The sequence below is a fragment of the Streptomyces sp. B5E4 genome (assembly GCF_039871555.1).
GTDB lineage: Bacteria > Actinomycetota > Actinomycetes > Streptomycetales > Streptomycetaceae > Streptomyces.
Genome location: NZ_JBDPMI010000033.1, coordinates 48,443 through 60,577 on the forward strand (window position 1 = coordinate 48,443; position 12,135 = coordinate 60,577).

Below are 12,135 nucleotides of genomic sequence, written 5' to 3' on the forward strand. Positions count from 1 at the left end.
CCCCCGCCTCCCCCGTCGCCCGTCACGCATCGCGCCGCCTCAGCCGCCACACCGCCAGCGCCAGCGCCACCGCCGCCCACACCGCCAGCACCCCGAGCCCCGCCCACGGCCCCTGCGGCATGCACCCGTCCTCCGGCAGGCACACCGTCTCCACCTGCTCGTACCGCGGGGTCGTGCTCTGCACCCCGAACCCCGCCACCGGCGTCACCCGGAACAGCCACTCCACCACCCCCAGCGGCAGGCCCCCGCCCAGCACCAGCGGCAGCACGAACAGCACCACCACGATCGTCACCGCCGCCGCCGTGTGCCGCAGCAGCGCCCCCAGCCCCAGCGCGAACAGCGCCACCAGCGCCAGCAGCAGCCCCGTGCCCACCACCGCCCGCAGCGCCGGTCCGTCGGTCAGCGACACCTCCGGGAACTGCGGCGGCCGGTGCCCGCTCGCGCGCAGCGCCCGCTGCCCCGCCAGGAACGACACCACCGCCGCAGCCAGCCCCGCCGCGAACGCCACCGCCGCCAGCACCGTGGCCTTCGCCGCCAGCACCCGCCCGCGCCGCGGGCCGGCGGTGAACGTCGTACGGATCATGCCGCGCTTGTACTCGGCGGTGATGAACAGCACGCCCAGCGCCGCGAACGCGATCAGCCCCACCTGGGCGCCCGCCAGGCTCATCCACGTCAGGTCGCCCGCGGGCGGGAGCGGGCCGATGTCGCCGGAGCCGGTGACGGTGAACGTGCCGCCGGCGCGCTCGGTGCCGCCGACCGGTCCGTTCGCCGCCGCCGGGCCGGACGGCGGGCCGACGGCCTCGTCCCGCCAGTCCGCACGACCGCCGCCGCTCCCGCTGTTGCCCGTCGCGCCGCCGGAACCGCCCCCGTCGAGGCGTACGTTGTCGAACACCCCCGTCGCCGCGCTCGGCCCCGCCCCGATGCTCAGCGACCCGAACGACCGCTCCACCCGCACCGTCTCCGGCGCCGCCACGAACAGCCCCGCCCGCGCCGTGTCCGGCAGCCCGGCCGCGGGCACGCTGCCGACCTCGCGCCAGCGTTCGCCGTCGGCGGACTCGTAGCCGGTCAGCCGGTCGCCCTCGCGCGTCAGCCGCAGCCACACCGGGGCGTCCCCGGCCACGGCGCCACCGGCGACGTCGTGCGCGAACCCGTACTGCAGCCGCACCCCGTGCCCGGCCGTGCGCATCAGCGCCACATACGGACTCCCCGGCTCCGCGCCCGCCTTCACGATCACGCCGGCCTTCGCCCACGGCGCGTCCGTGCCCTCGCCCAGCGTCAGGTCCGTCACCCGCGCGGTCACGCTGCCGTCCCCGGCCAGCGGCCGGTGCACGAAGCGGAACGAGTCCGCCACCCGGGCCGCCGCTTTGGTGCCCGAGCCGCCGCCGTCGTCGTCGGACGTGGCCGTCTCGCTGCCGCCCGCCGACACCAGCGACACCAGCACCGTCACGACCACGCCCGCGAGCAGCGTGAGCAGCCACCGGTCGACACTGCGCAGTTTGGTGAACTCGGCGCGCAGCAACTGCCAGAAGCCCGCACGCGCGGGCGGCAGCTTCGAGCGGTACGGGGCCACACCCCCGGCACCCGCCCGCGCCCCGGCGCCGACGTCGGCGCCCGTCCCCGTGCCCGTCCTCGTACCGGACCCCGAACCGATCCCCGTACTCATCGCGGACCCTCCCCCTCCGGGCCGGCGGCGAACTCCGCCTCGCCGCGCGTCAGCTCCATGTACGCCTCCTCCAGCGACGCCCGGTGCGCCGCCAGCTCCGAGAACGGCACCGCCTCCGCGCCCAGCACCTCCGCCACCCGCTCCGCCGGCAGCCCCGACACCGTCAGCGACTCCCGGCCCGTCGCCGCCACCGTCGCCCCCGCCGCCGCCAGCACCGTCATCGCCCGCTCCCGCGCCCCCGTACGCAGCGCGACGCGGCTGTCGGAGGCCGCGGCCAGCACCGCGGCCACCGGCATGTCCGCGACGAGCCGGCCGCGGCCGACGACGACGAGGTGGTCGGCGGTGTCCTCCAGTTCGCTCATCAGATGGCTGGAGACGAGCACCGCCCGGCCCTCCGCCGCCAGCCGGCGCAGAAGGCCGCGTATCCAGCGGATGCCCTCCGGGTCCAGGCCGTTGACCGGCTCGTCGAAGAGCAGCACCGGCGGATCGCCGAGGAGCGCGGCGGCGATGCCGAGGCGCTGGCGCATCCCCAGCGAGTAGCCGCCGGCCCGCCGCCGCCCCGCCGTGGCGAGCCCCACCTGCTCCAGCACCTCGTCGACGCGGCGCGGCGGCAGGCCGTGCGAGTGCGCCAGCCACAGCAGGTGGTCGCGCCCGCGCCGGCTGGGGTGCACGGCCGCCGCGTCCAGCGCGGCGCCGACGTGCTGCAGCGGGCGGCGCAGCGCCGCGTACGGACGGCCGCCGACCAGCGCGCTGCCCGCGTCGGGGGCGTCGAGGCCCAGGACGATGCGCATGGTGGTGGACTTCCCGGCCCCGTTGGGGCCGACGAACCCGGTGACCTGACCGGGGACGACCGTGAACGACAGGCCGTCCACGGCGGCGACGGGACCGAAGCGCTTGCGCAGCTCCCGGACCTCGATGGTTGCTTCTGACGCTGCCATGGTGAGGAGGCTACGAAGCGGGCGGCGGGCGGGTCGTCACGCGGGGGAGGAGTCTTGCGGACGGCGGGGTAGCTCGTGTGGGGGAGGCGACCGTCCTGGGCGGGAGGGACGCCGGAAGGGGTGTACGCAGGGACAATGGCGGCGTGACGGGAGCACGGGGGGAGCCGGCGGGGGGCAGGGGCGTGCGCCGCCTCGCCTCCTCCCCCGACGGGCCCGTCGCCGCCGCCGCGCTCCTCGCGCTCCTCGCCGCCGTCGACACCGTCCTGCGCGCCGGGGCCGGCGACCGCCTCACCGCCGCCCTGCTGCTCGCCTTCGGCGCCACCGCCCCCGTCGCGCTGCTCCGCACCCACCCCGCCCCCGCCGCCGTCCTCGCCACCGCCGCGAACGCCCCGCTCGTCGCCCTCCTCGGCGCCCCCGTCGCGGCCGGCGTCGCCGCCCAGGCGCTCCTCCTGCACCGCCTCGCCCGCCACGGCACCCGCCGGGCCCGCACCCTCGCCGTCCTGCTCGTGCTGCCGCTCGCCGGCTACGCCGTCGGCGACCCCGGCGCCGCCGCCGGCGGCCGGCTCGACGCCACCGGCCGGCTGCTCGCCGTAGCCGCCGCCGTCCTCCTCGCCGCCGCCACCGGCACGGGCCTCGCCCGCCGCGCCCGCAGCGCCGCCGCCGCCCACAGCGCCACCGAACGCGCCATCGCCCACACCCTCTACGAACACGCCGCCCGCGGCGAACGCGCCCGCATCGCCCGCGAACTCCACGACGTCGTCGCCCACCACATCTCGATGATCTCCGTCCAGGCGGAAACCGCCCGCCTCACCACCCCCGGCCTTCCCGACGAAGGCGCCCGGCGGCTCCGCGACATCGGCGACACCGCCCGTACCGCGCTGACCGAGATGCGCCGCCTGCTCGGCGTGCTGCGGGAAGACGCCGGCGCCGCCCCCGCGGAACGCCGCCCCCCGCCCGGCCTCGCCCAGCTCAACGAACTCCTCGACGGCGCCCGCGACGCCGCCGGGGCCGCCGTCCGCCTCATCGTCAGCGGCGCCGTACGCCCCCTCGACACCGGTATCGAACTCACCGCGTACCGCATCGTGCAGGAAGCCCTCACCAACGCGCGCCGGCACGCCCCCGGCGCCGCCGTCGACGTCGAACTCCACTACACCGACGCCGCCCTGCGCCTGCGCATCCGCGACAACGGCCCGGGTCCCGGCCCCGCGGACGGCGGACACGGGCTGCTCGGCATGCGCGAACGCGCCGCCGCCGTCGGCGGCCGGCTCCGCAGCGGCCCCGCCGCGGGCGGCGGCTTCCTCCTCGAAGCGACCCTCCCCGCACAGACCCGTACCGGCAGGGAGGAAACCGCCGCATGACCGGCCCCGCGAACCCCGTGCGCGTCGTCGTCGCCGACGACCACGAAGTCGTCCGCGCCGGCTTCGCCGGACTCCTCGCCACCCAGCCCGACTTCGACGTCGTCGGCACCGCACACGACGGCGCCGACGCGGTCCGCGTCTGCCGCGCCCGGCGGCCCGACGTCGTGCTCATGGACGTCCGCATGCCCGGGGTCGACGGCATCGAGGCCACCGCCCGGCTCACGGCGGAGCCGCCGCACCCGAAGGTGCTGATCCTCACCACCTTCGACCTCGACGAGTACGTCTACGACGCCCTCGCCGCCGGCGCCAGCGGCTTCCTGCTCAAGGACGTCACGGCGGAACGGCTCTTCGACGCGGTGCGCGTCGTCGCGGCCGGCGAGGCGCTGCTCGCGCCGGGGGTCACGCGGCGGCTGATCGCCGAGTTCGCGCGGCTGCGCGCGGCGCGGCCGGAACGGGACGGGGCGGCGGCGCCGCTGGCCGCGCTGACGCCGCGCGAGACGGAGGTGCTGCGGCTGCTCGCGGAGGGCCTGTCCAACCCCGAACTGGCCGCGCGCCTGCACGTCGGCGAGGAGACGGTGAAGACGCACGTCAGCCGGCTGCTGGCCAAGCTCGGGCTGCGGGACCGTACGCAGGCGGTGGTCATGGCGTACGAGACGGGGCTCGTCGTCCCCGGCGCCCGCTGACGGTCCGGGCCCGGGCCCCCGGGGCCGGCCGCCCGGCTCGTACCGGCGCGGCTCGGTTAGCCTCGTGACCATGCCCGGAGCCATCGAACTCGTGATATTCGACTGCGACGGAGTCCTCGTCGACTCCGAGCGCATCGCCGCCGCCGCGCAGGTCACCGTGGGGGCGGAACTCGGCTGGCCGCTCACCGAAGCCGACGCCGTCGAACTCTTCATGGGCAAGTCCCAGGAATCCGTCGGCGCCATGGTCGTCGAACGCCTCGGCCCGGGCACCGACGAGACCTGGCGCACCCGCTACTACGAGGAGTTCTTCGCCGGCCTCGACCGCCTCGAAGCCGTCCCCGGCGTCGTCGACGCGCTCGACGCCATCGCCGCCGCCGGCCTGCCCACGTGCGTCGCGTCCAGCGGCGGGCACGACCGGATGCGCCGCACCCTCGGCCGGACCGGGCTGTACGACCGTTTCGCCGGACGCATCTACTCCGCCACCGACGTCGGTGGCCGCGGCAAACCCGCGCCGGACCTCTTCCTGCACGCGGCGCGGGAGATGGGCTACGCGCCGCAGGCGTGCGCGGTGGTCGAGGACAGCCGCTACGGCGTCCAGGCGGCGCGCGCCGCGGGCATGCGCGCGTACGGCTTCACCGGCGGGCTGTCACCTGCCGACTGGCTGGCGGGGCCGGACACCGTGCTCTTCGACGACATGCGTAAGCTGCCGGTCCTGCTGGAGGCGGCGGGCGCGGCGGACTGACGGGGCGGGGCCGCACGGCTCGTACGAGCGGCAGACGCCCCTACGCCTCCCGCCCCTTGCCCCACTCGGACGCCAGCACCGACCACACCTCCGTGTCCTGCCGCACCCCCCGGTAGGGGTGCTTCGCGCGCAGCACGGCCTCACGGCTCATGCCGAGGCGCTGGGCGACCTTGATGCTCGGGATGTTCTCCGTGGAGACGAGCCACTCCACGCGCTCCACGCCGCGCTCGTGCACCGCCCAGTCGATGATCACGCGGGTGGCGCGCGTGACCAGCCCGCGGCCGGACGCCGCGGGCTCCAGCCAGCAGCCGGCCTCGCAGGTGCGCTGCTGCGCGTCGAAGACGCGGAAGAGAACGCCGCCGACGAGGAGACCGTCGAGCCAGATGCCGTAGAGACGGCCGGCGTCCGCGGCGGTCTTGTCGGCGTACGACTGGAGCCAGGCGCGGGTGGATTCGAGGTCGGCGGTGGCGTCGGGGAGGCCGACGTGGCGGCCGATGAACTCGCGCCCGCGGTCCATGTGGGCGAGGAACTCCTCGGCCTGCCACGGCTCCAGCGGCCGCAGCTCGGCACCGTCGTCACCCAGGGGTATCGCGAACATCGGTCCTCCAGTGGCTGTGCTCCGTACGGTGATCCTCGCACGGGCCGCCGACAGACCCCGCAGGTCATCCACCCGCGGCGGGCTCCGCCCGCCGCACCTCCGCCAGCGCCGTCTCCGTCCGCCCTGCTTCGGCGAGGGCGGCGACGCAGGCCCGTACGGCCGGACTCTCGCCCCGGGACCGCCACGCGGCCTGCACCGAACGCCGCACCGCGGGCCGCACCGGCACGAACCGCACCCCGGGAGGGCACGGCCGCTGTGCCATCTCGGGTACGAGCGACACGCACAACCCGCCGCGCACGAGCGCAAGCAGCGTGGCGTACTCCGTGACCTGGTACCGCACCTCCGGCTCCAGACCCACCTCGCGCAGCGCCTGCGTCAGCCCCTCGTAGGGCTCGGTGCCGACCGGACAACTCGCCCACACCGCCGCCCCGCTCGGGTGGGCGAGATCACCCAGCTCGGCGAGGCCGACGCGCTCGCGGCCGGCCAGCGGATGGGCGTCCGGCAGCGCCAACTGCACGTCCTCGACGACCAGCGTCCGCACCGTCAGCCCCTGCGGCAGGCGGATGGGACGGCTGCTCCAGCTCTCGATGAGCAGCAGATCCAGCTCGCCGCCGACCAGCCGGGGCACCAGCTCGACGACCTCGCCGTCGACGACGGTGGGGGCCAGCCGCGGATACGAGGCGGTGAGGGCGGTCAGTACCTCGGGCAGCAGCGCGCGCAGCGAACTTCCGACACCGCCGAGGCGCAGCGGGCCGAGGATCTCGTCCTGCAGATCGGCGAGATCCGCCTCGGCCTCGGCGACCTGCGCACAGACCCGGGCGGCATGCGCGGCGAGCACCTGGCCGGCGTGAGTGAGGCGGACGCTGCGCCCGTACGGCTCCAGCAGCCGGTGCCCCGACTCGCGCTCCAGCTTGGCGAGCTGCTGCGAGACGCCGGAGGCGGTGACATGCAGCGACTCGGCGGCACGGGCGATGGTGCCGTGGACGGCGACGGCGTCGAGTGCGCGGAGGCGCTCCAGACTGAACACGAAGTGATGCTAACGCTTGCGGCTAACGAATCATCGCTTTTTCTTGCGAGAGCGGGCAGGCAGAGTGAGGAGCATGCGAGTCGACGGGGACAGCCAGGACTGCCAGGGCGACATACCCCTCCGCAGTCGACCGGCCGGAAACTCCGCCGCCCCGGAACACCACCGGGGCTACGACCAGGGCCCGGAGCAGGGCCACGAGCCCTGCCACGGGACGGGCCACGACCAGCGCTTCCTGACCCGGCTGGCCACACCGGTGACGTTGGTCATCGGCGGCTCGGCGTGCATCTCGCTGTCGGCGATCTTCGTGAAGCTCTCCGACGTGAACGCCGGCACCGCCGCCTTCCTGCGCTGCGCCCTGGCGCTGCTGCTGCTCGCCCCACTGGCGGCCGTTGAACTCCGCCGCCTCGGCCCCCGCGCCCGGCGCCCGGTGCTCACGGACCTGGCGGCCGGGCTGCTGCTCGGCGTCGACTTCGTCTTCTGGGCGGCCAGCATCCGGGACGTCGGCGCCTCCATCGCGACTGTGTTGCTCAACATCCAGGTGCTCGTCTTCCCGCTGCTGGCCCGCCTGCTGACACGCACGCCCCTGCCGCGGGGCTTCTGGCTCACCGCCCCGGTGCTGCTCGCGGGGGTGGCGCTCGCGGGCGGCGCGATCGGCGACCCGGAACCGGGCAGCAGCCCCGTCAGCGGCATCCTCTACGGCACCGCCGCCGGTGTCGCCTTCGCCGGCTACCTCTTCCTCACCCGCCTCGCCGGCACCGCCCCGGCTCCTTCCACCCCCTCCCGTGCCCGCGGGCACATCGCCGTGCCGGTGTGCACGGCGACGTTCTCCGCCGGCATCGCCTCCGGCGTCCTCGGCGCGCTGTGGACCGGTATCGATCCGACGCCCGGGCCCGCCGCCCTCGGCTGGCTGGCCGCGATGGCCGCGCTCGGCCAGGTCCTCGCCCTGCTCCTCATCACCCCCGCTCTGCCCCGGCTCGCCCCGGCCACCGGGGCGGCGCTGCTCCTGCTGCAGCCGGTGCTCGCCATCGCCACCGCCGTCGCGTTCATCGGCGAGCGGCCCACGGCGACGCAGTACGCCGGCTGCGTGCTGGTGATCGCCACCGTCTGGTACGCCACCCGCGTCGGCGCCGCCCGGGGCGCCGAAACTTCCGCGCTCCGCAGCACGGGCCGCGGCTAGGCTGCGGCCCATGCCGCCGTATCACGACGCCCTGCTCCCCGTCACCGCCCGCGCCCTGCGCCACCGGCTCGCCGTCGCGCAGAGCGAGGGACGTACGCCTTCGCTCGTCGCGGCCGTGGTACGCGACGGGGAGACCGTCTGGTCCGGTGCCCGCTCGATGATCGACGGGCACGAACCCACCACCGACACCCAGTACCGCATCGGCTCGATCACCAAGACGTTCGTCGCCGTACTGGTGCTCCGGCTGCGCGACGAGGGCCTTGTCGACCTCGCCGATCCGCTGGGGAAGCACGTCCCCGGCACTCAGGCCCCCGCGGTGACCATCGCTCAACTCCTCTCTCACAGCTCCGGTATCGGCGCCGAGCCCCGCGGCCCCTGGTGGGAGCGGACCCCGGGCACCCTGCGCCCCGAACTCGGCGAACTCTTCGACGGCGACCCCACCCGCCACCCGGCGGGCCGCCTGCACCACTACTCCAACCCCGGCTTCGCCTACCTCGGCGCGCTCGTCGAGGCACTGCGCGGCGCACCGTGGGGCGACGTGCTGCGGCGCGAACTGCTGGAGCCGCTGGGGCTGCGGCGTACGACGCTGCTGCCCGAGGCCCCGCACGCCGGCGGCTTCGCCGTCCATCCGTGGGCCGACGTCATGCAGCCCGAGCCGTTGCACGACACCGGCCGGATGGGCCCCGCGGGCCAGTTGTGGTCCACGGTCGGCGACTTGGCCCGGTTCGCGGCCTTCCTCGTCCGCGGCGACGACCGGGTGCTCTCCGCCGACACGCTGGCGGAGATGCGCACCCCTGCCGTTGCCCCCGAGGTCGCGTCGTGGGACAGCGCGTACGGGCTGGGGCTCCAGCTCATCCGCCGCGACGGCACGCTGCTCGCCGGCCACACCGGCTCCATGCCCGGCTTCCTCGCCTGCCTCCTTTCCGATGTCGACGAGGGGGTGAGCGCGGTCGCCCTCACGAACGTCACCTCCGGTGTGTCCGTCTCCGGACTGGCCGCAGATCTGATCGGCAGCGTGGTGCGGTACGAGCCGCGTGTCCCCGAGCCGTGGCGTCCGCTGGCCGCGGACGCCGTGGATCCGGAGCTGCTCGCCCTCACGGGCCCGTGGTACTGGGGCGCGAACCCGCACGCGCTGCGGCTGAAGGCGGACCGGTGGCTGGACCTGAGTCCGCTGACCGGCAACGGCTACGCCTCCCGGCTGCGCCCGGAGGCGGACGGCACGTGGACCGCGGTCGACGGCTACTGCGCCGGTGAGACGCTGCGGGTGGAGCGATCGGCGGACGGCGAGGTGTCGCACCTCGACCTGGGCACCTTCGTCTTCACCCGCGAACCGTACGACCGGAACGCCCCCGTCCCCGGCGGCACCCGCGGCTGGACGTAACCCTTCCCGTCCCACCCGGACACGCGACGCCGTCGACGTGCACAACGACAGAGCCCGGCAGCCGGCTTGGGAGACCCGGGACCCGGCCATGGCGGCCGGCCGGACACACCGGCCGCGTGAAGATCACGCCGACGGCTACGCCGTCGCCCCTATGCCGTCAACTCCTTCTCCAGCGGCGTGCGGAACCTCGGCGTTATTCGGGCGTCGCCCACCCATGCCGTCAGTCGTTCGGCCTCCGCGGCCACCGCGCGTTCCGCGTCGCCGCCCACGTCCGTGAACATCCGCCACACCACCTCCCCGTCCTGTCGTTGCGCCCAGCCGCCGACGACCTCGCCGTTCCACCACACCGTCGGCCCCACGTTGCCGCTGCCGTCGAACAGCGCCTTGCGGTAGCCGGCGTCGAGGTGCCAGTCGCGTTCCTTCCAGCCCATCGGTGTCGGGTCGAGCCCCGGGAGCAGCGCCGCCCACGGCTCCGGCTCCGCGACCGGCTCGGTGTCGTCGGGCAGCACGTACCCCGTGCCCTCGTCCAGTTCCACCGCCACGGCGCCGGTCGCGGCCAGTGCCCTGCGCGCGGCGGTCTTCGTCCAGCCGGTCCACCACACGAGGTCCGCTTCGGTGGCCGGTCCGTACGCGTACAGCCAGCGTCGGGTCAGCTCCGTCTGCGCCTCGGTGACGTCCATGCCGCCGAAGTCCTCGCCCGGCGCCCACCGGAACTGGCTCGACGTCCATGACCCGCGCGGGTGTCCGCGGCGTATGTGTCCGTCGCAGGCCAGCATCCGCAGCACGCGCGTCGTCACGCCCTGCTGCGTCTCCTGGCGGCTGCCGGGGAAGACCGTGATCTTCGTGCGGAGCAGGGGCTCGGCGGCGGATATCTCGCTGCCGGTCGCCTCGCCCTTGTCCTTGAGCACCGCCAGCGCGGCGGCTTCGGCGCGCTGGAGCCATGCCTCGTCCAGGCCGTTCCAGTCTTTGAGGTGCTTGAGGAAGGTGGCGCGCTCGCGCGCCGCTATGGCGCGCGCGGCGGCCGCGTCCACGACGGGCGCGAGCTCGCGGCTGACGGCGAAGAGCGTCCGCCGCATGGACAGCAGCTTCACCAGCGCCACTTCCTCGTAGAGCGCGCGCTCGACGGGCGTGACACCGGGATCCCTCATCCGCGCGCAGGCGGAAAGGAAGACGGTCGCCGCGTCCGTCGCATGCAGCGCGACGACCGCGTCGGCGGCGGCGACGGGCGAGGCCGCGCGGGCGATCGGAGCCAGCGCATGCCGCACGCCGATCCGGGCTCGCCGCTGCTCTGTCGTGATCTGCATAGTGGCAGTATGCCGAAGCCCACGCCGACCCGCTCGGGCCTGTGGATAACTTCGGATCGCATCCGCGGTAAGCGCTCTGACCAGGGAAGATTCAACGCGGGAAGCGAGTGCCCCGCCCGGTGACAAGCCCGCGGCCGGCCCCTCGGAACCCCGGCCCGCGCCCGCGCCCGCTACAGCATCCGTTTGAATCCCACGTGCGACGCCGCGAACCCCAGCCGCTCGTAGAAGCGGTGCGCGTCCGTGCGCGTCGCGTCCGACGTGAGTTGCACGACCGCGCACCCCCGCCCTCGCGCCTCCTCGACGGCCCACTCGATGAGCTGCGTGCCCAGCCCGCCCCCGCGCTCCTCGCGGTGCACGCGCACCGCTTCGATGAGCGCCCGCGTCGCACCCCGCCGCGACAGCCCGGGGATGACGGTGAGCTGGACCGTGCCGACGACGCGTCCGTCGCGTTCGGCGACGGCGAGGTACTGGCCGGGGTCGGCTGCGAGGCGCGCGAAGGCGTCGTCGTACGGGGCGGGGTCGTCGGGTGTCTCGCGGGTGGCGCCCAGGGGGTCGTCGGCGAGCATCGCCACGATGGCGGGGACGTCGGCGGCCGTCGCGCGCCGGATTGCCAGGTCGGTCATGCTGCCGACCCTACGCGTACCCTGGGGCGCGCCCCGTTGCCGTACGCGCCCCTTGGACGTCCTGCACGCCGCCTTCTTTCGCACGCGCTCCTACGGCACGTACGCCGGCGGGGCCTCCAGCGTCTCCACCGCCGCCACCAGCGGCGCCAGTTCCGGCCGTTTCGCGGCCTCGTCGAGCGCGGCGCGCAGGGATGCCTCGTACCCGGGCCTGGCTTCGGCGAGGAGGCGACGGCCGGCGGGGGTGACCTCGGTGTAGATGCCGCGGCGGTCGTCCGGGCAGAGGTAGCGGCTGAGCAGGCCCCGGTCCTCAAGGCGGGTGACGAGGCGGGTGGTGGCGCTCTGGCTGAGGACGACGGTGTCGGCGAGCTGGTTCATGCGCAGGTGGAACTCGTCCTGGCGGCTGAGGGCGTCCAGTACGGAGTATTCGCGGGCGCTCAGCCGGTGCGCACGCTGGAGCGTGCGCTCCACGTGGGTCTCGATGCGGGCGTGCAGGGATGCCAGGGCCGACCAGCCCCGGGCCAGTTCGTCGAGCTGCTCGGCTGTGGCCGCCATGAGCGCCTCCGCGTCCCGTGAGTGCGTGCGTTCGCCCTCCTGATCCCGAGTTTACTCCACGACCGCAATAGCCCGCGTTTGCAAGAATA

General features: G+C 75.2%; 12 protein-coding genes. 5 read left to right on the forward strand and 7 right to left on the reverse strand.

The features are described from left to right. Positions 1-22: 22 nt before the first annotated feature. Positions 23-1,663, reverse strand: a complete 1,641-nt coding sequence (locus ABGA99_RS30640) for an ABC transporter permease subunit (protein WP_347583881.1) — start codon at positions 1,661-1,663, stop codon at positions 23-25. Beyond that, a complete protein-coding gene (locus ABGA99_RS30645; RefSeq protein ID WP_347579661.1) occupies positions 1,660-2,601 on the reverse strand; it encodes an ATP-binding cassette domain-containing protein in 942 nt (313 codons plus the stop codon). Before ABGA99_RS30645 ends, ABGA99_RS30640 begins: the two co-directional genes overlap by 4 nt. Positions 2,602-2,744: 143 nt before the next feature. Here ABGA99_RS30645 and ABGA99_RS30650 point away from each other — a divergent pair, with 143 nt between their 5' ends. The 3 genes from ABGA99_RS30650 to ABGA99_RS30660 all read left to right on the forward strand — a co-directional run bounded on the left by ABGA99_RS30650 (position 2,745) and on the right by ABGA99_RS30660 (position 5,384). After that, on the forward strand, positions 2,745-3,959 hold the full coding sequence (locus ABGA99_RS30650; protein WP_347583882.1) for a histidine kinase: 1,215 nt from the start codon (positions 2,745-2,747) through the stop codon (positions 3,957-3,959). Then, on the forward strand, positions 3,956-4,642 hold the full coding sequence (locus ABGA99_RS30655; protein WP_347579663.1) for a response regulator transcription factor: 687 nt from the start codon (positions 3,956-3,958) through the stop codon (positions 4,640-4,642). Before ABGA99_RS30650 ends, ABGA99_RS30655 begins: the two co-directional genes overlap by 4 nt. A gap of 70 nt (positions 4,643-4,712) precedes the next feature. Beyond that, positions 4,713-5,384 (forward strand): HAD family hydrolase, encoded by a 672-nt coding sequence (locus ABGA99_RS30660; protein WP_347583883.1) that lies wholly within the window; start codon positions 4,713-4,715, stop codon positions 5,382-5,384. Positions 5,385-5,424: 40 nt separating this feature from the next. Here the strand turns inward: ABGA99_RS30660 and ABGA99_RS30665 are convergent, their stop codons facing one another. Beyond that, positions 5,425-5,982, reverse strand: a complete 558-nt coding sequence (locus ABGA99_RS30665; protein ID WP_347583884.1) for a GNAT family protein — start codon at positions 5,980-5,982, stop codon at positions 5,425-5,427. Between the two features lie 64 nt (positions 5,983-6,046). Continuing rightward, positions 6,047-7,009, reverse strand: a complete 963-nt coding sequence (locus ABGA99_RS30670; protein ID WP_347583885.1) for a LysR family transcriptional regulator — start codon at positions 7,007-7,009, stop codon at positions 6,047-6,049. A 73-nt stretch (positions 7,010-7,082) separates the two neighbouring features. Here ABGA99_RS30670 and ABGA99_RS30675 point away from each other — a divergent pair, with 73 nt between their 5' ends. Both ABGA99_RS30675 and ABGA99_RS30680 read left to right on the forward strand, forming a co-directional pair. Beyond that, positions 7,083-8,186 (forward strand): DMT family transporter, encoded by a 1,104-nt coding sequence (locus ABGA99_RS30675; RefSeq protein WP_347583886.1) that lies wholly within the window; start codon positions 7,083-7,085, stop codon positions 8,184-8,186. Between the two features lie 10 nt (positions 8,187-8,196). Beyond that, positions 8,197-9,567: a serine hydrolase domain-containing protein gene (locus ABGA99_RS30680; protein WP_347583887.1), complete on the forward strand. Its 1,371-nt coding sequence runs from the start codon at positions 8,197-8,199 to the stop codon at positions 9,565-9,567. A gap of 149 nt (positions 9,568-9,716) precedes the next feature. Here the strand turns inward: ABGA99_RS30680 and ABGA99_RS30685 are convergent, their stop codons facing one another. The 3 genes from ABGA99_RS30685 to ABGA99_RS30695 all read right to left on the reverse strand — a co-directional run bounded on the left by ABGA99_RS30685 (position 9,717) and on the right by ABGA99_RS30695 (position 12,046). Further along, the gene (locus ABGA99_RS30685) at positions 9,717-10,871 is read right to left on the reverse strand and encodes a winged helix DNA-binding domain-containing protein (RefSeq protein WP_347583888.1); all 1,155 of its coding nucleotides are present in this window, start codon (positions 10,869-10,871) and stop codon (positions 9,717-9,719) included. Between the two features lie 170 nt (positions 10,872-11,041). After that, on the reverse strand, positions 11,042-11,494 hold the full coding sequence (locus tag ABGA99_RS30690) for a GNAT family N-acetyltransferase (RefSeq protein ID WP_347579670.1): 453 nt from the start codon (positions 11,492-11,494) through the stop codon (positions 11,042-11,044). A 90-nt stretch (positions 11,495-11,584) separates the two neighbouring features. Next, complete coding sequence (locus ABGA99_RS30695) at positions 11,585-12,046, reverse strand: MarR family transcriptional regulator (protein ID WP_347583889.1); 462 nt, start codon at positions 12,044-12,046, stop codon at positions 11,585-11,587. Positions 12,047-12,135: the final 89 nt, after the last annotated feature.